General features: G+C 62.3%; 15 protein-coding genes and 1 pseudogene. 3 read left to right on the top strand and 13 right to left on the bottom strand.

Going from position 1 to position 21482, the window contains the following annotated elements; translation table 11 throughout:
• Positions 1 to 17: 17 nt before the first annotated feature.
• The 6 genes and pseudogenes from LRS56_15050 to LRS56_15025 form a co-directional block, all read right to left on the bottom strand.
• Positions 18 to 92 (bottom strand): hypothetical protein, encoded by a 75-nt coding sequence (locus LRS56_15050; protein WDU65754.1) that lies wholly within the window; start codon positions 90 to 92, stop codon positions 18 to 20.
• A gap of 114 nt (positions 93 to 206) precedes the next feature.
• On the bottom strand, positions 207 to 560 hold the full coding sequence (locus LRS56_15045) for a BrnT family toxin (GenBank protein ID WDU65643.1): 354 nt from the start codon (positions 558 to 560) through the stop codon (positions 207 to 209).
• 347 nt (positions 561 to 907) lie between these two features.
• Complete coding sequence (locus LRS56_15040) at positions 908 to 2248, bottom strand: cytochrome c (GenBank protein ID WDU65642.1); 1341 nt, start codon at positions 2246 to 2248, stop codon at positions 908 to 910.
• 16 nt (positions 2249 to 2264) lie between these two features.
• Positions 2265 to 4501: pseudogene (locus tag LRS56_15035) on the bottom strand (molybdopterin-dependent oxidoreductase).
• Positions 4501 to 4959 carry a (2Fe-2S)-binding protein gene (locus LRS56_15030; protein WDU65641.1) on the bottom strand — a complete coding sequence of 153 codons (459 nt, stop codon included), beginning with the start codon at positions 4957 to 4959 and terminating at the stop codon, positions 4501 to 4503. The pseudogene LRS56_15035 and the gene LRS56_15030 overlap by 1 nt, the downstream one beginning before the upstream one ends.
• Positions 4960 to 6163: 1204 nt before the next feature.
• Complete coding sequence (locus LRS56_15025) at positions 6164 to 7063, bottom strand: LysR family transcriptional regulator (GenBank protein ID WDU65640.1); 900 nt, start codon at positions 7061 to 7063, stop codon at positions 6164 to 6166.
• A gap of 106 nt (positions 7064 to 7169) precedes the next feature.
• On the opposite strand from LRS56_15025, the gene LRS56_15020 reads away from it, so the two are divergent.
• Both LRS56_15020 and LRS56_15015 read left to right on the top strand, forming a co-directional pair.
• The gene (locus LRS56_15020) at positions 7170 to 8522 is read left to right on the top strand and encodes an MFS transporter (protein ID WDU65639.1); all 1353 of its coding nucleotides are present in this window, start codon (positions 7170 to 7172) and stop codon (positions 8520 to 8522) included.
• Complete coding sequence (locus LRS56_15015; GenBank protein ID WDU65638.1) at positions 8519 to 9793, top strand: glucarate dehydratase family protein; 1275 nt, start codon at positions 8519 to 8521, stop codon at positions 9791 to 9793. Before LRS56_15020 ends, LRS56_15015 begins: the two co-directional genes overlap by 4 nt.
• Positions 9794 to 9851: 58 nt before the next feature.
• On the opposite strand, the gene LRS56_15010 is transcribed toward LRS56_15015, so the two are convergent.
• Positions 9852 to 11534 carry an AMP-binding protein gene (locus tag LRS56_15010; GenBank protein WDU65637.1) on the bottom strand — a complete coding sequence of 561 codons (1683 nt, stop codon included), beginning with the start codon at positions 11532 to 11534 and terminating at the stop codon, positions 9852 to 9854.
• A gap of 299 nt (positions 11535 to 11833) precedes the next feature.
• On the opposite strand from LRS56_15010, the gene LRS56_15005 reads away from it, so the two are divergent.
• On the top strand, positions 11834 to 12610 hold the full coding sequence (locus LRS56_15005) for an ABC transporter substrate-binding protein (GenBank protein ID WDU65636.1): 777 nt from the start codon (positions 11834 to 11836) through the stop codon (positions 12608 to 12610).
• A gap of 132 nt (positions 12611 to 12742) precedes the next feature.
• Here LRS56_15005 and LRS56_15000 read toward each other — a convergent pair whose 3' ends face one another.
• From LRS56_15000 to LRS56_14975, 6 genes are all read right to left on the bottom strand, one after another.
• Positions 12743 to 13369 (bottom strand): PAS domain-containing protein, encoded by a 627-nt coding sequence (locus tag LRS56_15000; protein ID WDU65635.1) that lies wholly within the window; start codon positions 13367 to 13369, stop codon positions 12743 to 12745.
• Positions 13369 to 14502 (bottom strand): FAD-binding oxidoreductase, encoded by a 1134-nt coding sequence (locus LRS56_14995; GenBank protein WDU65634.1) that lies wholly within the window; start codon positions 14500 to 14502, stop codon positions 13369 to 13371. The genes LRS56_15000 and LRS56_14995 overlap by 1 nt, the downstream gene beginning before the upstream one ends.
• Complete coding sequence (locus LRS56_14990) at positions 14499 to 15431, bottom strand: ornithine cyclodeaminase family protein (protein ID WDU65633.1); 933 nt, start codon at positions 15429 to 15431, stop codon at positions 14499 to 14501. The genes LRS56_14995 and LRS56_14990 overlap by 4 nt, the downstream gene beginning before the upstream one ends.
• 88 nt (positions 15432 to 15519) lie before the next feature.
• Positions 15520 to 16992, bottom strand: coding sequence for an efflux transporter outer membrane subunit (locus LRS56_14985; GenBank protein ID WDU65632.1), 1473 nt, complete (start codon positions 16990 to 16992; stop codon positions 15520 to 15522).
• 1 nt (position 16993) lies between these two features.
• Complete coding sequence (locus tag LRS56_14980; protein WDU65631.1) at positions 16994 to 20119, bottom strand: efflux RND transporter permease subunit; 3126 nt, start codon at positions 20117 to 20119, stop codon at positions 16994 to 16996.
• Between the two features lie 107 nt (positions 20120 to 20226).
• On the bottom strand, positions 20227 to 21309 hold the full coding sequence (locus tag LRS56_14975; GenBank protein WDU65630.1) for an efflux RND transporter periplasmic adaptor subunit: 1083 nt from the start codon (positions 21307 to 21309) through the stop codon (positions 20227 to 20229).
• Positions 21310 to 21482: the final 173 nt, after the last annotated feature.

Genomic DNA, 21482 nt, shown 5'->3' with positions numbered 1-21482 from the left:
GCAAACAGCCGCGCATGTTACGCCAGGCCACGTCCCGCCGGGGTCAGTTGCAGCCCCCGGGCCACGCGGGTGAACAAGGTGCAGTGAGTGATCCGTTCGAGTTCGGCCAGCCGTTTGCTCGCGGCGTGTTTTTGAGGGGATTATCCGGCCATCACCTCCAACAAGAACGGACAACGGTCATAGAAGGCTATTTACAGGGTGGCTTTTTATAAGGTGGCTTTGGTTTTGGACGTGCCCAACACTCGATTCAATTCGCCAGCGACCGCGATGAGTTGTTGTTCCAGTGCTTCTACGTCAGAGAGGCTGATGCCATTGTTGATCACTTGCAGGGTTTTAGTGCGCTTCTTGGGGGCAGGCGCCAGGTTATGTGCTTCTTGCGAAACCAGCGCCTGGCGCAGCAGGTTATTGATCACGGTTTGGTAGCCCGTGCCGGCACTTTCCGCACGCTCGCGGGCGGCGTCGTTGAACACTGCTTCCGCGTCGGCCAGGCTTATGCCCTTGTGCTTCTGCTGGTTGGCAATGTTTTTTGCCTCATCATATTGAATCCTGAATTTTCTCATTATGCATATTTTATATGCATTAAAAAGCGGCTGGAAAAACCGTCAGTCAGGAAGACAGCCGGCCATGGGTAGCCGTGATGCGAATGTGCCCTGTTCTGCTCGGTCAGTCAGGTCTCAATTTTGCTGAGGCTGCCAACAGATTTCCGCGCGTAATGGCTAACAGGTCAGGTAGTGGAATTCTTTTTTGATTGTCAGACGAGGCGAACTCGGGATACGCATGCTGCTACGCAAGGATCAATGAGCAGGGGGGCAGGTCGAGACAGTTTTGTACTCGTGGCCCATTTCCTTCCCGGCATGCTCAGTTACTTCACTGACCACGCCGGGAGAAAGGGCAGGAATATCGGCTATCAGCGCATATGCAAAATAATCGGGCTGCTGCTGGCCGGGTCCGTATGCCCGCGCAGCTTGCCCACTGCCTTCGCCTCGACCGCTTCACCGTGGTTGCCCCAGGTGCTGCGCATGTAGGTCAGCACCTGGGCAATTTCCATATCGGACAATTGCTCGCGAAAGGCCGGCATGCGATAGGCGTCGGGTACGCCGGCGGCGACGATGCGTTGCGAGCCGTTGAGGGTGATGTTGATGGCCGAGGCGCTTTCCTTGGCCAGTGCCGAGGTGGCGCCGGCCAGCGGAGGCATCCACTCGGGCTGGCCCTTGCCGTCGAGGCCGTGGCACGAGGCGCAGCGGGTCGCGTAGGTGTGGGCGCCGGGGACGTCCTGGCGCGTATCGGCGGTCACATACTGCCAGGGCGTGCCGTCGCGCTGTGGGTCGCCGGGCAAGGACTTGAGATAACGGGCGATGGCGGCCAGGTCGTCGTCGGCCATGAACTGGGTGGAGTTGTTGAAGGCTTCGGTCATCGAACCGTACACCACCGCATGTTTGTTACGCCCGGTTTTAAGGAACTGCACGATCTCTGGCTCGCTCCAGCGGCCCAGGCCGGTGTTGGGGTCCTGGCGCAGGCTGGGTGCGTACCAGCCGTCGAGCAGGGCGCCAGCGAGAAACGGCGCGCCGGATTCGTCCAGGGCTTTCTCGTTGAAGGCCAGGCTGCGCGGCGTGTGGCAGCTGCCGCAGTGGCCGGGGCCCTGGACGATGTACGCGCCGCGATTCCACAGCGCGTCCTGCTCGGGCTTGGCCGCGTAGGTGGCCGTGGGGGCGAACAGGCCGTTCCACAATGCGATGGGCCAGCGCAGGTTGAGCGGCCAGGGAATATCGCTGGGGATGTTCGGTTGCTTGGCCGGTTGCACGCCCTGCATGAAAAACGCGTACATCGCCCGGATGTCGTCGTCGCTCAACTTCACGTAAGACGGGTAGGGCATGGCCGGGTACAGTCGTCGGCCACCCGGTGCCACGCCGTGGCGTACCGCCCGGTCGAAGTCAGCCAGGCTGTAGGTGCCGATGCCGGTGTCCCGGTCGGGGGTGATATTGGTGGCGTGAATCGCGCCCAGCGGCGTGGCCATTTCCAGGCCACCGGCGAAGGGCGTCTTGCCCGCCAGGCTGTGGCAGGCCACGCAGTCGCTGAGACGGGCGACGTACTCGCCACGGCTGATCAGCGCGGCATCGGCACTGGTGGCCTGCGCCTGTTCAAAAGGGGACGCGGGCTGGCGCGTGACATACCAGGCCAGCACAGCGGCTGCGACCAGGCAGGGCAGCACCAGCCAGCCTGCGGTTCTTGCGAATCGACGGTTGTTCATGGGCAGTCTCGCTCGGTTAGCTGAAGGTGTGTCGGCTTAATGGCAGGCTGCGAATCCGCTGGCCGGTCAACTGCGCCACCGCATTGGCCACAGCCGGCGCCACTGCCGGGAGCGGAGGCTCACCGATACCACCCATCTTTTCGCCACTCTCGACAATCTTTACGTGCACCTTGGCCATCCGCGAGGGCGGCAGGATCGGGTAAAGGTCGTAGTTGCGCGCCCGTGGCTTGCCGTCCACGTACACCGCTTCTTCCAGCAACGTTTGCGATAACCCCAGCGCTACGGCGCCATTGACCTGCGCTTCAACAATCGCCGGGTTGACGATGCTGCCGGGGTCGATGGCTTCCCAGATCTGATGCACCTTGACCTGGCCCTGTTCAATCGACACTTCGGCGATCACCGCCGCGTGGGAGCCGAACGGCGAGGCCATGGCCACCCGCGTGCGCGGCGGCTGCCGTCTTCGGCGGTGTAGGGGCCACGCTTCCAGCCACCGGACAACTCGCCGACCGCCTTGAGCAAGGTGGTCAGGCGCGGGTTGTCGCGCAGCAAGTGCAAACGCAGCTCATACGGGTCGCGACCGCCTTTGTCCGCCAGCTCATCAAGGAACGCTTCGTAGAAAAAATCGTTGAGCGAATTGCCCACCGAGCGCCAGTAGCCGAGCATCGCCTGGCCTTTGACGTAGATCTGCGCGATACGTTTGTTGGGGATCGCGTAGCTTTTGCCCGACAGCCCTTCGAGAGCCGTGGGGTCGAGTTTCTCGCCCTGTTTGCCGGCGATGGCTTCGGTGGGGCCTTCGGTGGCGCTCACCGCTTCGATCGCCACCGGCAGGCCGTCGGCGTCCAGCGCGGCGCGGAACTTGACCACCGCCACCGGGCGCAGCACATCCCGCAGGAACTCTTCTTCACGGCTCCAGATCAGCTTGACCGGACGACCCACCGCCTTGGCCAGCGCGATGGCCTGCGGGTAGGGGCTGGCCGAGTCGTAGAGAAAATGCCGGCCGAAAAAACCGCCCAGCAACGGCGAGTGCAGGGTGATTTGCTCCGGCGCCAGGTCGGTGCGTTTGGCGATGTCGGCACGGAACATGTCGGGTGCCTGGTTGGGCAGCCAGATGTCCAGCGAGCCGTCCGGGTTGAAGCGTGCCAGGGCCGACGGCGGCTCCAGCTGCGCATGGTTGACGTACTGGTTGTGGTAGGTGGCTTCGACCTGGGTCTTGGCATTTTTCAGCGCGGCGGCCACATCGCCTTCGTTTTCGTCGTCACGGGCCGGGCCTTGCTGGGCCGCGAGAAAGTCACGGTACTTGTCGCTGGAGAAGTCCGCAGGCATCGCACGCACTTTGGAATCGGCGGTCGGTTCCTGCCAGTCGACCTGGATGGCCTCTACCGCACGCTTGGCATGCCACCAGCGTTCGGCCACCACCGCCACCGCGCCGGGCAGCACGTGCACCGAATGCACGCCCTTCATGGCCTCGACCTGCGGCTGGTTGCGCAGGCTGCCCACGGTCAGGCCCAGACGCGGCGCGTGCTGCACGGCGGCGTGGAGCATGTCGTCGACTTTCAGGTCGATGCTGTAGAGCGCCTTGCCGGTGGATTTGTCGTGGGCATCCACGCGTTTTACCGGCTTGCCGATCCAGCGGAACTGGCTGGGATCACGCAGGGTAATGGTGGCAGGGTCGGGCACCGGCATGTCGAGGGCGCGACCGGCCAACTCACCGTAGCCCAGGGAACGGCCGGACGCGGCGTGCACCACTCGGCCAGGTTGGGTGGTCAGCTCACCCAGCGGCACACCGAGCTGTTCGGCACCGGCCTGCAGCAGCATGGCGCGGGCCAGGGCGCCGAGGCGGCGCATGGTCGGGTAGCTCATGCGCACCGACATGCTGCCGCCGGTGATGCGCATGCCGTTGTCCATCACCACGTAAGCGTCGCCAGGCGGTGCGGCTTCGACGATGAAGGTGGCCGGGTCGGCATCCAGCTCTTCGCCGACTATCTGCGCCATGGCGGTGTGGGTGCCTTGGCCGCCTTCCATAAAGGGGCTGAGCAAGCGGATTGTGCCGTCCGGGCGGATCTCCAGGAACGCCGGCACCTGGGTGCCGCGTTCAGCGGCGGTGCCGGCCGCCGCCTGCACCCTGGCCGAACCCAGCGGCAGGCCGAAACCGATGACCAGCGCGCCCACGGCGGTACTGGCCAGGAAGCGTCGGCGCGACAGGTTGACCGGATCGCCCAAGACTACGCCGGGGATTTCGACAGGCGTATTCATCAGACGGTCTCCTTCCCGGCGGCCAGGTCATGCATGGCGGCATGGATGGCGTTATAGGTGCCGCAGCGGCACAGGTTGACCATCGCCGCGTCGATCTGTGCATCGGTGGGTGCGGGGGTGTGCTTGAGCAGCGCGGTGGCCGCCATCACCTGCCCGGACTGGCAATAGCCGCACTGCGCAACTTGGTGCTCGACCCAGGCGCTGACCACGCGTTTGCCCACCTCATCGGCCTCAATGGCCTCGATGGTGGTGATCTCACGCCCGACCACGCCGGCTACCGGCGTCACGCACGAGCGCACCACATTGCCATCCACCAGCACCGAACAGGCGCCGCATTGGGCCAGGCCGCAACCGTACTTGGTGCCGGTCAGGCCCAGGTCATCGCGGATCACCCACAATAGTGGCGTGTCCGCGTCGGCATCGACCTGATAGGCCTTTTGGTTAATACGTAATTCCATGGCGAGGCTCACCTGCTGATCAACGGTAGGTGCGGCCTTTTTAATAGTGAGGTTGCGATGGCCGCTTATTGTCGAACTCTAGACCACTGCGCAAGGGGTATCTATCCGCATGTCGTCAAGTTCGCAGGATCAGGCAAGTATTCAAGAGGATTGCACCCAGCGAAGCCGGTCAAAAAATGTGGGAGGGGCCCACGATTTTGTAACCGCGTTAACTCAGGCCGGGGCTTGTGGCGAGCGGGCTTGCCCGCGTTGGGTTGCGCAGCAGCCCCAAAACCTGGCGCTGAGTTCTTTCAGAAAAACCTCAGAGGCTTTACTGGGGCTGCTTTGCAGCCCAACGCGGGCAAGCCCGCTCGCCACATTGGGAGGCATCAGGCCCATCCCCTCCAGCAACCTGGCAAACGCCGGGTTGTCGTTGTTCTCACGGCAAATGCGCTGTTGTGGCGAGCGGGCTTGCCCGCGTTGGGTTGCGCAGCAGCCCCAAAACCTGGCGCTGAGTTCTTTCAGAAAAACCTCAGAGGCTTTACTGGGGCTGCTTTGCAGCCCAACGCGGGCAAGCCCGCTCGCCACATTGGGAGGCATCAGGCCCATCCCCTCCAGCAACATGGCAAACGCCGCGTTGTCGTTGTTCTCAAGGAAAATGGGCTGTTGTGGCGAGCGGGCTTGCCCGCGTTGGGTTGCGCAGCAGCCCTAAAACCTGGCGCTGAGTACTTTCAGAAAAACCTCGGTGGTTTTACTGGGGCTGCTTTGCAGCCCAACGCGGGCAAGCCCGCTCGCCACGTTGGAGGCTTCAGGCCCACCCCTCCAGCAACCTGGCAAACGCCGGGTTGTCGTTGTTCTCACGGCAAATGCGCTGTTGTGGCGAGCGGGCTTGCCCGCGTTGGGTTGCGCAGCAGCCCCAAAACCTGGCGCTGAGTTCTTTCAGAAAAACCTCAGAGGCTTTACTGGGGCTGCTTCGCCGCCCAACGCGGGCAAGCCCGCTCGCCACGTTGGAGGCTTCAGGCCCACCCCTCCAGCAACATGGCAAACGCCGCGTTGTCGTTGTTCTCAAGGAAAATGCGCTGTTGTGGCGAGCGGGCTTGCCCGCGTTGGGTTGCGCAGCAGCCCTAAAACCTGGCGCTGAGTACTTTCAGAAAAACCTCGGTGGTTCTACTGGGGCTGCTTTGCAGCCCAACGCGGGCAAGCCCGCTCGCCACGTTGGGGGGCTTCAGGCCCACCCCTCGCGTACCGCATGGCGAATCCCCTCCAGTAACATGGCGAACGCCGGGTTGTCGTTGTTCTCGCGCCAGATCAGGTGCAACTCGCTCTGTGCGCCTTCGCCGAGGTCGATGTCGCGGAACACCACGTTCTTGAACACCACACTGCTGGCGCAGCGCGGCACCAGGGCCAGGCCCATGCCCGCGTTGACCAGGGCCAGGATGGTCAGGGACGACCCCAGCCACTGCACAAACTCCGGCGTGACACGGGCCGAACGCAGCAGGCCGGTGAGGAGTTCGTTGAACGGCGGGTAGGCCGAATGGGCGTACATCAGGAACGGTTGGGCGTCCAGGTCCTGCACGCTGACGGTCTCGACGGTGGCCAGCCGGTGACTGCTCGGCACCGCCAGCACAAAAGGCTCGCGCACCAGGCATTCGGTGGCGTAACCCGGCTCCAACAAAGGGGCGCGGACGATACCCAGGTCGATGCGGCGGGCGCGCAAGGCTTCGTGTTGCTGGTAGGTGTTCATCTCCGACAGGTCGATTTTTACGTGAGGCTGCTTGAGTCGGGCCTCGGCGATGACCCTGGGCAGAAACTCATACACCGCGCTGCCGACGAAGCTGATATTGACCGTGCCGATATCGCCTTCGGCAAAGCGCCGCGCCGTCACGGCCGCCTGCTGGGCGCGCTCCAGCAGGTTCTGCGCCTCGATGAAAAATGCCCGACCGGCAGCGGTGAGGGCAACGCTGCGGGTGGTGCGTGCGAACAGCTCCACACCCAAGTGGTGTTCCAGCAATTGGATCTGCCGGCTCAGCGGCGGCTGGGTCATGTTCAGCCGCTCGGCGGCGCGTCGAAAATTCAGCTCGGTGGCCACAGTGGTGAAGCAACGCAGTTGAGTCAGCTCAAACATTGATCTAATCCAGGTATCAATCGAATGCCAAGTTAGATTAGACGGGAACAATAGCTGGCGTCCATCATCGATCAGTCCCTAAAAAAACAATGATTGGGAGTCACCCTTGGATACCCTCCAGAATCCGCCAGACCCGACCGTGCTCGCCCGTGCGGCCGCCAAGGTCAAGCGCCACGTGCTGCCGTTGTTTGTGGTGATGTTCATCGTCAATTACATCGACCGGGTCAATATCGGCTTTGTGCGCAGCCATATGGAGACCGACCTGGGCATCGGCGCAGCGGCCTATGGCCTGGGCGCCGGGTTGTTCTTCATCGGCTACGCGATCTTCGAAGTCCCCTCCAATCTGCTGCTGCAGCGCTACGGTGCACGGGCATGGCTGACGCGCATCATGTTCACCTGGGGCGCGGCGGCGATGGCCATGGCCTTTGTGAAGGGCGAAACCAGCTTCTATATGCTGCGTTTTATCCTGGGCGCGGCCGAAGCCGGGTTTTTCCCCGGCATCATTTATTACTTTACCCAGTGGTTGCCGGCCGCCGAGCGCGGCAAGGCGATGGCGATTTTCCTCAGCGGTTCGGCCATTGCCTCGGTGATCTCCGGGCCGGTGTCGGGGGCGTTGCTCAACGTCAGCGGCTTGAGCCTGCATGGCTGGCAATGGATGTTCCTGATCGAAGGCTTCGCCTCGATCGTGCTCTGCGGGTTTGTGTGGTTCTGGTTGCAGTCCCATCCCCATCAGGCCAAGTGGCTCAGCGCAGCAGAAAAACACGCGTTGGTGAGCGCCATCGCATTGGAGCAACAGGCCCGTGAAGCTGCCCAGGCCACACGGCCGTCGATGTTCAAGCTGCTGACCGACAAACAGATCGCGCTGTTCTGCTTCATCTACTTTTCCATCGCCCTGACCATCTACGGCGCGACCTTCTGGCTGCCCAGCATGATCAAGAAAATGGGCAACCTGGGCGACTTCGAGGTGGGCCTGTTCAACTCGATTCCCTGGTTGATTTCCATCGTCGCGATGTACGGCTTTGCCGCCCTGGCCAGCAAGTGGAAACACCAACAGGCATGGGTCGCGCTGATGCTGGTGATCGCCGCCTTCGGCATGTTCATGTCCACCACCGGTGGCCCGGTGTTCGCGTTTGTCGCCATCTGTTTTGCCGCGATTGGTTTCAAGGCGGCCTCGGCGCTGTTCTGGCCGATCCCCCAGGGTTATCTGGATGCGCGCATCGCTGCGGCGGTGATCGCCTTGATCAATTCGGTCGGCAACCTGGGCGGTTTCGTCGCGCCGACCACTTTCGGTTTGCTGGAGCAGACCACCGGCTCCATCGAAGGCGGGTTGTACGGCTTGGCCGCGACGTCGCTGGTGGCGGCGGTGGTGGTGTTTTTTGCTCGGACCACGCCACGCGGCGCTCTGCCGCCCACCCCTCATCACGCCTTGCGTCCAGGCCCACAAGGAGCCACCTCTTGAAAATTGTCCGCGTTACCGTCACCCCGATTGCCTTTCGCGACCCGCCGTTGCTCAATGCCAGCGGTATTCACGAAGCCTTTGCGTTGCGCTCGATCATTGAGGTCGAGAGCGACACCGGCTACATCGGCCTGGGCGAAAGCTACGGCGATGCGCCAGCGCTGGCGATCCAGCAACAGGTGCAGCCGCAACTGATCGGCCTCGACCCCTTCGACCTCAACGGCTTGCGCGCTATCGTCCAGGCCACCGTCGCCGCGCATAAACCGGCGAGTCTCAGCGGTGCCGAACTGGCGCCGGGCTCGCATGCCAGCAAGGCGGTGAGCAATGCCTATTCGGCGTTTGAAGTGGCGTTGCTCGACCTGCAGGCGCATGCGCTGAATGTGCCGCTGGTGGATCTGCTCGGCGGCGCAATCCGCGACCAAATCCCGTTCAGCGCCTACCTGTTTTTCAAATACGCCGAGCACATCGACTCGCCCTATAAACCCGACAGTTGGGGCGAAGCGCTTAACGAAGAACAGATCGTGGCCCAGGCGCGGCGGATGATCGAGACCTACGGTTTCAAAAGCATCAAGCTCAAGGCCGGCGCCCTGGCGCCGGAGCATGAGGTGGCGTGCATCAAGGCCCTGAAAAACGCCTTCCCCGGCGTACCGCTGCGCATCGACCCGAACGGCAACTGGTCCCTGGAAACCGCGATTCGCATGGCTGAACTGCTGGGCGATGACCTGCAATATTACGAAGACCCGACGCCCGGCCTGGCAGGCATGGCCGAGCTGCATAAACGCAGCGGCTTGCCCTTGGCGACCAACATGGTGGTCACCGATTTTGACGAGTTCCGCCGCAGCGTCGCGCAGAACAGCGTGCAGATCGTGCTCGCCGACCACCACTACTGGGGCGGCCTGCGCGACACCCAGGTGCTGGCGAAGATGTGCCAGACCTTTGGCCTCGGTGTGTCGATGCATTCCAACTCACACCTGGGCATCAGCCTGATGGCCATGGCCCACGTGGCCGCCTCGGTGCCGAACCTCGACTACGCCTGCGACACCCATTACCCCTGGCAGGAGCCGGACGAAGAGGTGATCAAGGGCGGCAAGCTGCCGATTGTCGATGGTTGCGTGAAGATCACCCGCGCCCCGGGGCTGGGCCTGGAGCTGGACCATGACCAGCTGGGCAAGCTGCATGACCAGTACCTGAGCTGCGGCATTCGCCAGCGCGATGACGTGAAACAGATGCAGCGCTATCAACCTGACTGGAAAGCTGTGAAACCGCGTTTCTGAAGCCGGTCGCTTCGTTTGGCCCGGTGACGTGTGTCACCGGGCTTTTTTTGCCCCTGGGTTAGGTAAAGTCCTCCTCGAAATGCTCGTGCTCACCCCGCGTCTCACTCTGGCGCCGCACCTGCTCCATCTGCCGCAACTCCACCCGGCGGATTTTCCCGGAGATGGTCTTGGGCAGTTCACTCACAAACTCAATCCGCCGCACGCGTTTGTACGGCGCCAAGTGCTCACGGGCGAACTCGAGGATGTGCCGCGCCAGTTCGGCGCTGCCTGGGGCGTCGTGGGCCAGGATCAGGAAGGCTTTCGGCACCGCCAGGCGCAACGGGTCCGGGCTGGGCACCACGGCCACTTCCATCACGGCCGGGTGTTCGATCAGCGCGCTCTCCAGTTCGAAGGGGCTGATGCGGTAGTCCGAGGCTTTGAATACGTCGTCGGCGCGGCCGACAAAGGTGATGTAGCCCTCGGCGTCGATCTGCGCGGTGTCGCCGGTGCGGTAATAGCCGTTACGCATAACCTCGGCGGTTTTTTCCGGGCTGTCTTCGTAGCCGAGCATCAGGCCGAGCGGGCGCACGTCCAGGGGCAGGGCGACTTCGCCTTCGGTGCCCGGCACGCCGTCGGCGTCAAGCAGGGCCACTTGATATCCGGGCAACGGGCGGCCCATGGAGCCCGGCTTGAGCACCTGGCCAGGCGTGTTGCCGACCAGCGCGGTGGTCTCCGACTGGCCGAAGCCATCACGCAGCGGCAAGCCCCAGGCGTGCTGGATCTGCTCGATGATTTCCGGGTTCAGCGGCTCACCGGCGCCCACCAGTTCGCGCAGGTTCAGGCGGGTTCGGTATCTGGCCAGGTCCTCTTGGATCAACATGCGCCACACGGTGGGCGGGGCGCACAGGCTGGTCACGCGGTATTTTTCCAGGGCGCCGAGCAAGGCCTGCGCACTGAACCGCGCCACGTTATGGATAAAGATGCAGGCGCCGGCATTCCACGGCGCGAAGAGGCAGCTCCAGGCATGCTTGGCCCAGCCCGGAGACGAGATATTCAGGTGCAGGTCGCCCGGCTGCAGGCCGATCCAGTACATGGTCGACAAGTGGCCGACCGGGTAGCTTTGGTGGCTGTGCAGCACCATCTTGGGTTTTGAGGTGGTACCGGAGGTGAAATACAGCAGCATCGGGTCGGTGGCCAGGGTGCGGCCTTCGGCCTCGAAATGTTCGGGATGCTCGAAGGCTGCGCTGTGTGCGACCCAGCCGGCGGGCGCCGCACCCACGCAGATGCGGCTGCAGCCATCGCCAAGGCCCTCGAACTTGCCGACATGCGCCTCGCCGACCACCAAGTGGCGCACCTGCCCGCGCTCGATGCGGTCGCGCAAATCATCCGGGTTGAGCAGGGCGGTGGCGGGGATCACCACGGCGCCGAGCTTGAAGGCGGCGAGCATGGTTTCCCACAGCGCCACATCGTTGCCGAGCATCAGCAGCACGCGTTCGCCACGGCGTACGCCGAGGGCGCGCAGGTGGTTGGCCACCTGGTTGGAACGCGCCGCCAGTTGCTGGAAGCTGTAGCGTTGCTCGCTGCCGTCCTCTTCGACGATCCACAAGGCCGTGGCCGGGTTGCCCTCGGCCATCGCGTCAAAATAGTCCAGGGCCCAGTTGAACTCGCCCAACTGCGGCCAGCGAAAGTCGCGCACGGCGGTTGCATAGTCGGTGCGGTGAGCGAGCAGAAAATCCCGAGCGGCCAGGAAGGGCTGGGTCATGGTCGGTGTCCTTGATTATTGTTGTAGGGACTGACCTGCGGTTCAACCGGCAGGCTGACCCGAGTATAGGCACGCATAAATTCAGAGATGAACGCTCAAAAACACCGGTGCGTTGTGCAAAAAAGTCATGCTCGGTATTTCCCGCTGACCGATGCGGTGAGGTTGCCGGGTGCACTGCAGGGCTTGATCGAGATTGACGACCAATACACAAAAGTCCAGTATGGAATTATAAGTACAAAATCCTTGCTGCATTTTTCTTCGCTCTTGCCTAAACCAACAACAACTTGCGAGACACGACCATGAAGAAACTCCCCCTTATCACTGCATTGGCCTTGGGCCTGATCGCCTCCAGCCACGTGCTGGCCGCCGAGAAAACCTTGCGCATCGGCATCGAAGCCGCGTACCCGCCGTTTGCGTCCAAGACCGAGGAGGGCAAGATCGTCGGCTTCGACTACGACATCGGCAATGCGCTGTGCGCGCAGATGAAAGTCAAATGCGTGTGGGTCGAAGGTGAGTTCGATGGTCTGATCCCTTCACTCAAAGTGAAGAAAATCGACATGGCCCTGTCGTCCATGACCATCAACGAAGACCGCAAGAAGTCGGTGGATTTCACCCACAAGTACTACTTCACCTCATCACGCCTGGTGATGAAAGACGGCGCGGTGGTAGACGACCAGTACGCCAGCCTCAAGGGCAAGACGGTGGGCGTGCAGCGCGCCACCACTACCGACCGTTACGCCACCGAGGTGTTCGAGCCCAAGGGCGTTACCGTCAAGCGCTACAGCAATAACGAAGAGATCTACATGGACCTGGCGGCAGGGCGGCTGGATGCGATTTTTGCCGACACCATCCCCTTGAATGACTTCCTGCAAATGCCACGCGGCAAGGGCTACGCCTTTGTCGGCCCGGAACTCAAAGACCCGAAATACGTGGGCGAGGGTGCCGGGATCGCGGTGCGCAAGGGCAATAACGAGCTGGTCAGCGAACTCAACAACGCCATCGACGGCATTCGTGCGAGTGGTGAGTACCAGAAGATTTCACAGCAGTACTTCAAATCCGATATCTACGGCGATTGAGCGTCATACGCGGGCAAAAGGTGGGAGCGGGCTTGCTCGCGAATGCTGCCTCACAGTCAACATCTATGTTGACTGAACCGCCGTTTTCGCGAGCAAGCCCGCTCCCACATTCGTCTTGGGCGTTTTCAGGACTCAGCCCTTCAATTCCTTCAAATGCTTGTACACCGTCGCCCGCCCCATGCCCAACACATTGGCCACATAGTTCGAGGCGCTCTTGCCCTTGAAGGCGCCTTCGGCATGCAGGGCCAGCACCAGCTCGCGCTTGTGGTCGCGGGTCAGCAGGTTGAGGCTCAGCTGGCGCTCGCGCATCCAGGCATGCAAAAAGGTATTGATGCGCTCCTGCCAGTCATCGCGAAACAGCGAGTCCGGTTGCGGGATCAGCTTGCTCGGTGACAGGAACAGGTCCAGCGCCGCCTTGGCGTTTTCGAACAATGAGATATTCAGGTTGATGCACAGCACTGCCAGGGGGCGATCTTTTGCGTCGCGCAGTACGGTGCTAAGGCTGCGGATTTTCTGGCCGTCCCAATTGAGCTTTTCGTACGGGCCGATATTCACTTCGCTGACGTCATCGCTGAGCATGTCCTCCAGCGCCGAGTCATCGCCAATGCTGCGTTTGGACAGGTTATTGGCGATGTAATCGACTTTTTGCGTGCGCAGGTCATGCAACACCACTTCGGCGTGGGGGAAAAACAAAGTGGCGATTGCGTCGCTGATCGCACGGAAATTCTGCAAGGCCTTGTCGTGTTCAGCGGTGTTCATCAATGGGGCTCCAGGCGCGTGGGGGAAAGCATACCAGCGTCCAGGCCGAACTGTGTCAACGCTTGCGGCAGCGGCGCACCGCGCAACAGGGCCGCACTGGCCTGGCCCATGGCGGGCGAGGTCTGGATGCCGTAGCCGCCTTGCGCCGCAACCCAGAACAGCCCGGGCACCTGGGGATCGAAACCGCTGAGCAAATCCCCATCGTGCACAAAGCTGCGCAGGCCGGCCCACATGCGGGTCGGGCGGCGGATGGTCAAGGTGGTGGCTTCTTCGATCTGGTAGATGCCCATGGCGATGTCCAGTTCTTCGGGCTGGATATCCTGCGGTTCCACCGGGTCGGCATTCGCCGGCGAGCCGAGGAACATGCCGGCGTCGGGCTTCATGTAGAAGGCTACGTCGAGGGCGACCAGCATCGGCCAGGCATGGCTGTCCACGCCTTCGGGGCCGGCGAAGATGAACGCCGAACGGCGCTTGGGTTGCAGGCCGATGGAGGCTGCGCCGGCCAGGGCGCCGATGTGGTCGGCCCAGGCGCCGGCGGCGTTGATGATGATCGGTGCGGTGTAGGTTATAGCCTGCGTTTGCACATGCCACAGACCGTCGCTGTCGCGGCTCAAAGCCAATACGTGGCTGTCGGTCCGCACTTCGCCGCCATTACGGCGGATACCACGCAAATAGCCCTGGTGCAGCGCGTCGGTGTCGATATCGCTGGCGGTCGGGTCATAGATCGCACCATGGACCTTTTCACGGCGCAGTATCGGCAATTTCGCACAGGCTTCATCCGCATTCAGCTGTACGACCTGCGGCACCGTGGCCTTGGCGCTGAGGTATTGCGCGTTCAATTCGGCCGGGTCGCCGCTGAAGTCCACCGTCATCTCGCCGCGTGGCGTCAGTAACGGATGCTCGCAGAAACCCGGGGGCGGGTTGTCAAAAAACTCACGGCTGGCCAGGGTCAACGCACGCACCTGCGGGGTGCCATAGGCTGCGGTGTAGAGCGCCGCCGAACGGCCAGTGGAGTGATAGGCCGGGTGATTTTCACGCTCCAGCACCAGCACTTTGCCGTGCGGCGACAACCAGAAACCCGTGGAGGCGCCGGCAATGCCGCCGCCGATAATGATGAAGTCTGCGTGGCTCATAGCTGTCTCCAAAGGGCATTCGCCAGTGCAATGTCTTCCAGGCCCAGGCCGATGGAGCGGAAAAACACGTGGCGGTCGTAGGACGGAGGCGGCACTTGGTCGCTGAGCAGTTCGGGCAGGTCGCCGAGTACGGCGCTCGGGTTCCAGCCGTGCTGTTCGGCGGCGATCAGCATTTCGCCGGCCGAGCCTGGGGTGGTACGGCGATAGTCGCAGAACACCTGCATGTCGTTGAGGCTCTGGGGCGGTACTTCATGGGCTCGCGGGGCATTGGTGCTGATGGAGGTGATCAGTGCGGGTTTGCTCAAGCGCGCCGGGTCGATCACCGGCCCGGCCGAGGAGGTGCACAGCAGGATCACGTCGGCGTCGTGCAACGCGGCATCGCAGGTTGCAGCGATCTTTAAACGCGGGTCGAGGTTTTCGCGTTGGGAATTTGCCCCGGCCAGGCTCGGCGAGAACAGGTGGATGCTCTGCCAGTCCCGCAGGTTTTTCACGTACTGCAGATGGGCCTGGGCCACCTTGCCGCTGCCGATAATCGCCAGGCGCCGTGCGTTCTGAGGGGCCAGCGCATCCACCGCCAATGCCGTGGTCGCGGCGGTGCGCGCCGTAGTCAACTCGGCGGCATCGCACAGCAGCAACGGTTGACCGGTTTGCATCGACATCAGCAGTGTCCAGGCCGTGACCAACGGCCCTTGCTCTCGCACGATATAGGGTGAGGTCTTGACCCCGTACACGCCATCTTCAGCCAACACGCCCAGGTAGTTGATGAAGTCGCCGGCGCCCTGCGGGAACTCCACCAGCTGTTGCGCCGGCTGCACCGCGCGCCCGGCGGCCAGGTCGCGGAACAGCTTGCGCAGGATCTGCGGCACGTCGACGTGCGTGAGCAATTCACGCGCCTGTGTCTGGTCTATCACGTGGGGGATGCTGGACACGGAGAACTCCCGAATTAAACTATTTTGTCCATTATGGACTTTTAGTTTAAATGGGCAACTGCCGCGAGAAAAAAGCTGCAGACCACCCTCATGCGTTATGCCCAATGCTGCTCAGTTCGCCACGGAGGTCACGTGGGCGACCGCAACCCCGGTGGTTTCGACCCATCCGCCCCCCAAGTACTTTGTAGAAGGTCACCAAGTTGGTCAGGCGTGATAACTGCGTGCCAATCAGGTCTTGTTGCGCGGTGTAAAGCGAACGTTGCGAGTCCAGCACACTGAGATAACTGTCAATCCCCTGACTGAAGCGCGCCTCTGAAAGTCGATAGCTTCTGGCGGTCGCATCCACCAGCGCTTGTTGGGCATCCAGCTGGCGCCCCAGCGTGCCGCGCTGCGCGAGCGCGTCATTGACTTCGCGAAACGCGGTTTGAATCGCCTTTTCGTAGTCGGCCACGTAGATATCGCGATCGGCTGTGGCGCTGGCCAGGTTGGCGCGGTTGGTACCGCCATCGAAGATCGGCAGCGAGATTTGTGGCGCGAAACTCCAAGTGCCCGATCCGCCTTTGAACATATTCGACAAACTCGCGCTTGAAGTCCCCGCCGAAGCCGTGAGGGTAATGCTTGGGTAGAACGCCGCACGGGCGGCGCCGATGTAGGCATTGGCGGCCTTCAAGTCGCGCTCGGCCTTGAGTATGTCGGGGCGGCGTTGCAGCAGGTCCGAGGTCAAGCCGGGCGGGATGCTGGCCAGCGGACTCGCGTCGGCTGTCGAGCGTGCGGGCAGGGTCTTGGGCAGCAGCTCGCCTGGCAGTTCGGCGCCGACGACAAGGCGCAGTGCGTTGAGGTCTTCGGCGACTTGCGCGGTGTATTTTTCCACATCCACGCGTGCCGTTTCGACGCTGGTCTGAGCCTGACTCAGGGTGAGTGCGGAAGACGAACCCAGGTCGAACATGCGCTGATCGAGCGCGTAGCTGTTTTGCTGGCTGGTGAGCGTATCGTGCGCCAGCTTGAGCCGGTCCTGATCGGACGCCAGTGTGAGGTAGTCGGTGGCAACCTCGGCGATCAGGCTGATTTGCGTGCTTCGGCGATTTTCAGCGGTAGAGAAAAACTGCTCAAGTGCCTGCGCGCTGAGGCTTCGCACCCGGCCAAACAGGTCAAGTTCATAGGCACTGAAGCCCAGCGTCGCGCTGTAGCTGTGCGTAACCATGGCCTGAGCGGTCTGGGATTGGTCGGCCGGTGTACGGCTGGCACTGGAACTGCCGCTGGCATCGATGCTCGGCAATAACGCCGCGTCCTGTACGCGGTAGGTGGCGCGCGCCTTTTCGATATTCAGCACGGCCACTCTGAGGTCGCGGTTGTTGGCCAGCGCCAGCTCGATGATCGCCTGCAGTGCAGGGTCAGTGAAGACATTACGCCAGCCAAGCTCGGCCACGGGAATGGCGGTTGCCGCCGCGCTTGTGGCAAACGTCGGTGGGACGGAGGAAGCTGGCTGCTGGTAGGCTGGCATCAAACTGCAACCGCTCAACAGCGTCCCAAGCACCCATAAAGAACAGGTAAGCCGTGGCATCTCAGCGTCCTCCCACGGGGGCGGGTTGGCGCTTGAATAAGCGCATCACCAGCACAAAGAACAGCGGCACAAAGACAATCGCCAGTAGCGTGCCGGACAGCATGCCGCCGATCACGGCGTTGCCCAAGGCGTGCTGTGCACCGGCCCCCGCGCCGCTGCCGAAGACCAGCGGCAGTACGCCGAGTATGAACGCCAGCGAAGTCATAAGCACCGGGCGCAAGCGCATGCGCGCGGCTTCAAGTGCCGAGTGCACCAGGCTTTCGCCGTTGGCATAGAGGTCTTTGGCGAACTCCACGATCAGAATGGCGTTCTTCGACGCAAGGCCAATGGTGGTCAATATCCCCACCTGGAAGTACACGTCGTTCATTTTCCAGGTCAGGATCGCGCCGATCAGCGCGCCCAGAACCCCCAGCGGCACCACTAGCACCACTGACAGCGGAATGGCCCAGCTCTCATACAATGCGGCCAGGCACAGGAACACAAACAGGATCGACAGGGCGTACAGCAGGCCGGTCTGGCCGGTGGAGGCTTTTTCCTGGCGCGACAGGCCGGTCCATTCGTAGCCGATTCCGGTCGGCAACTTGGCGACAGCGTTCTGCACGATAGCCAGTGCTTCGCCGCTGGACGCGGAGCCCGGCATCGCCATGCCCAAGATCTCTACTGAGGGCACCCCGTTGTAGCGCTCAAGCCGCGGCGACCCCGAAGCCCACTGCGCCTTTGAAAACACTGAAAAGGGCACCATGCCGCTGTCGCTGTTACGGATGTACCAGCGGTTGATGTCATCGGGAAGCATGCGGTAGGTGGCATCCGCCTGCAGCATGACCTTTTTTACCCGACCCTTGTCGATGAAGTCATTCACGTAACTGCTACCCCAGGCGGCCGAGAAGTTGTCATTTATGTCAGCAATCGATATGCCCAGCGCCTGGGCTTTATCCGGGTCGATGACCAGTTGCAGCTCCGGCGTGTCTTCTTGCCCGTTGGGCCGCACCGCCACCAGGCGCTTGTCTTTGGATAGCTCGGCGAGCAGTTGGTTACGCGCCTTCATCAGCGTGTCGTGACCCAGGTTGGCACGGTCTTGCAGCATCAGGTCGAAGCCGGTCGCATTGCCCAACTCCGCCACGGCCGGCGGCGCGAAAGCAAACACCCGCGCATCCCTGAGCGTCGCGAAATAGGCCATGGCTTTGCTCGACACGCCCGACACACTGAGCGCCTCTCCCTTGCGCTCATCCCAGGGCCTGAGCTTGACGAACGCCAGGCCGGTGTTCTGGCCACTGCCGGCAAAGCTGAAGCCAGACACCGTGAACACTCCGGAGACGGCGTCTTTCTGGTCGACCAGGAAGTGCTGCTCGACCTGGCGAATCACTTCATCGGTACGCGCGCCCGTCGCGCCCGGCGGCAGTTGCACCAGCACGAACAGGGTGCCCTGGTCTTCATCGGGCAGGAAGCCGACCGGCAATTTCATGAAGCCCAGTACCACCGCGCCAAGCAGTACGGCGTACAGCAGCATGTAACGCCAGCCCTTGCCAACGACGTGGCGTACGATGCCCTGGTAGCGATGGTTGCCACGGTCAAACACGCGGTTGAACCAGCCAAAAAAACCGCTGGTGGCCGCGCCATGACCTTGCTGCACAGGCTTGAGGAAGGTCGCGCACAGCGCGGGCGTGAGCACCAGCGCCACCAGCACCGACAGGGTCATGGCCGAGACGATGGTGATGGAGAACTGACGGTAGATCACGCCGCTGGAACCACTGAAAAACGCCATCGGCACAAACACCGCCGCCAGCACCAGCGCGACCCCGACCAATGCCCCAGTGATCTGGTCCATGGACTTGCGAGTGGCCTCTTTGGGCGGCAGCCCTTCCTGCGTCATGATCCGCTCGACGTTTTCCACCACCACGATGGCATCGTCCACCAGCAAACCGATGGCCAGTACCATGGCAAACATGGTCAGCGTATTGATCGTGAAACCGAACGCCGCCAGCACGCCGAAAGTGCCCAGCAGCACCACCGGCACCGCGATAGTCGGAATCAATGTGGCCCTGAAGTTCTGCAGGAACAGGTACATCACCAGGAACACCAGCGCGACAGCCTCCACCAGCGTGCGTACTACTTCCTCGATCGAGATGCGCACGAAGGGCGTGGTGTCATAGGGTTTTTGTACGGCCATGCCCGGCGGAAAAAACTGCTCGAGCTCCGCCATGCGGGCGTCAATCGCCTTGACCGTGTCCAGGGCGTTGGCGCCAGCGGCGAGCTTGATCGCCAGGCCTGCAGCCGGTTTGGCGTTGTAGCGCCCGGCACTGGTGTAACTCTCACTGCCCAATTCTATGCGCGCTACATCGCGCAGGCGCACTTGAGAACCGTCAGTCTGGGTGCGCAGCAGGATGTCCTCGAACTCTTTCGCGGTTCTCAAGCGCGTCTGCGAGGTGATCGTCGCGTTGATCTGCTGGTTGGCGGTGGCGGGGAGGGCGCCCAGTTGCCCGGCTGAGACCTGCACGTTCTGCGCCTGGATCGCGGTTTTCACATCGGTTGGCGTGAGGCTGAAGTTGGCCAACTGATCTGGGTTAAGCCACACGCGCATGGCGTACTGGGAGCCAAACAGTGTGGTGTCGCCAACGCCTTCCACCCGACTGATTGCATCCTGCACGTTGGCCGCCACGTAGTCCGACAGGTCGGCGGCGTTCATGCTGCCATCCTCGGAAGTGAAGGCCAGCACGTTGAGGAAGTTCATCGCCGACTTGGTCACCGTCAAGCCCTGGTTCTGCACCTCTTGCGGTAACAGTGGCGTGGCCAATGCCAGTTTGTTCTGCACCTGCACCTGGGCGGTATCGGGGTTGGTGCCATTCTCGAACGTGAGCGTGATGGTGGCCGAACCGGACGACTCACTGGTGGAAGACATGTAGCTCAGCCGGTCAAGGCCCTTCATTTTCTGCTCGATGACCTGCGTCACCGTATCTTCCAGGGTTTTCGCGGACGCGCCGGGATAGTTGGCGGTAATCGCCACGGCAGGTGGTGCGATGTCCGGGTACTGCGCGATTGGCAGCGTGAGAATTGAAATGATGCCGGCCAACATCACGATAATAGCCAGCACCCACGCGAACACCGGGCGATCAATAAAGAAACGTGCCATGAGTAGCTCTCTCGCAGATCAGTTTGACGCGGTGGCCTTGGCGGCTGGCGCAGGTTTCGCAACGTTGGGCAGGTCGTCAGCCGGTTTTGGCACCCACGGCGTGACATTCACCTCCAGGCCCGGTGCGGCGTTTTGCTGACCATCGACCACCAGTTGGTCACCCGGTTCGAGCCCTGCCTGCACCAGCCACTGATCGCCCACTGCGCGTTCGGTCTGGAGGGGCGGCGCTGGAGTTTTTTCTGGCTGTCGACGACATACGCGAACGGCTTGCCGGCACCGTCCCTGGAGACCGCTTGCTGGGGTATCAGCAGCGCGTTGTCCTTGACCGCTTCTTGCAGCACTGCGCGCACATACATACCGGGAAGCAGGTCGCCGTCGGGGTTGGGGAACAGCGCGCGCAAGGTGATGGTGCCGGTGTTCTGGTCTACGGTGACGTCGGAAAACTCCAGGGTCCCCTCGTGGGGGTAGGTACTGCCGTCTTCAAGCAGCAGTTGCACCTTGGCCGAGTTGGCACCGCTCTTTTGCAGTTCACCTCGGGCCATCGCGTGCTTGAGCCGCAGCAGCGCGGTGCTGGATTGGGAGAGATCGACGTACAGCGGGTCCAGTTGTTGGACAGTCGCCAGCTCAGTGGTCTGGCTGGCGGTTACCAGTGCGCCAGGCGTGACGCTGGACTTGCCGATGCGCCCGGAAATCGGCGAATCCACACGGGCGTATGACAGGTTGATACGGCTGCTTTCAAGGTCAGCCTTGGCAGACGCTACCTGCGCTGCGTCCTCACCGAGCGAGGCGCTTGCATCATCGTAGTCCTGCTGGCTGACGGCCTGGATGGCGAGTAATTGCTTGTAGCGTTCGGCCTTGAGCCGGGCGGTCTTGAGTGTGGCCTGTGCTTTGGCGAGCGCCGCAAGATTGCTCTCGTAGGTAGCCTTGTAGGTCGCGGGGTCGATTTGGTACAGCGCCTGGCCTGCCCTGACATCGCTGCCTTCCTTGAACAGGCGTGCCTTGATGATTCCTGCCACTTGCGGGCGTACCTGCGCAACCAGGTAGGCAGAGGTGCGACCGGGCAGCTGCGTGGTCAGCGCCAGGTGCCGAGGTTGCACGGTGATCACGCCCACGGTCGGTGTGCCCTGCGCAGGCGGTGGCCCACCCGGCGGCTTGCCGCAGGCGGTGAGCAAGCAAGCGGTAATACACACTGCGATAAGCGTTAAGGGGGGTGGTCATGGGCGGGCGCAAGGCGTTTCTCCAGGGCTGGATGGAGGAGCGAAATCATCTTTAAAATACCGTACTGTACGGTAATGTATTGGCGTGGATTTGCGCCGTCAACCCATATCGGACCCCCTGGGGTATCATTCCGGGGTTTACGGAA

Source organism: Pseudomonas poae (assembly GCA_028869255.1).
Lineage (GTDB): Bacteria > Pseudomonadota > Gammaproteobacteria > Pseudomonadales > Pseudomonadaceae > Aquipseudomonas > Aquipseudomonas poae_C.
This window is presented reverse-complemented; position numbering and strand designations above follow the sequence as displayed.

Excerpts from the sequence above, each read along its gene's own strand:
- LRS56_15045 (WDU65643.1), bottom strand. The coding sequence starts at position 560 with ATGAGAAAATTCAGGATTCAATATGATGAGGCAAAAAACATTGCCAAC.
- LRS56_15040 (WDU65642.1), bottom strand. The coding sequence starts at position 2,248 with ATGAACAACCGTCGATTCGCAAGAACCGCAGGCTGGCTGGTGCTGCCC.
- LRS56_15030 (WDU65641.1), bottom strand. The coding sequence starts at position 4,959 with ATGGAATTACGTATTAACCAAAAGGCCTATCAGGTCGATGCCGACGCG.
- LRS56_15025 (WDU65640.1), bottom strand. The coding sequence starts at position 7,063 with ATGTTTGAGCTGACTCAACTGCGTTGCTTCACCACTGTGGCCACCGAG.
- LRS56_15010 (WDU65637.1), bottom strand. The coding sequence starts at position 11,534 with ATGACCCAGCCCTTCCTGGCCGCTCGGGATTTTCTGCTCGCTCACCGC.
- LRS56_15005 (WDU65636.1), top strand. The coding sequence starts at position 11,834 with ATGAAGAAACTCCCCCTTATCACTGCATTGGCCTTGGGCCTGATCGCC.
- LRS56_15000 (WDU65635.1), bottom strand. The coding sequence starts at position 13,369 with ATGAACACCGCTGAACACGACAAGGCCTTGCAGAATTTCCGTGCGATC.
- LRS56_14995 (WDU65634.1), bottom strand. The coding sequence starts at position 14,502 with ATGAGCCACGCAGACTTCATCATTATCGGCGGCGGCATTGCCGGCGCC.
- LRS56_14985 (WDU65632.1), bottom strand. The coding sequence starts at position 16,992 with ATGCCACGGCTTACCTGTTCTTTATGGGTGCTTGGGACGCTGTTGAGC.
- LRS56_14980 (WDU65631.1), bottom strand. The coding sequence starts at position 20,119 with ATGGCACGTTTCTTTATTGATCGCCCGGTGTTCGCGTGGGTGCTGGCT.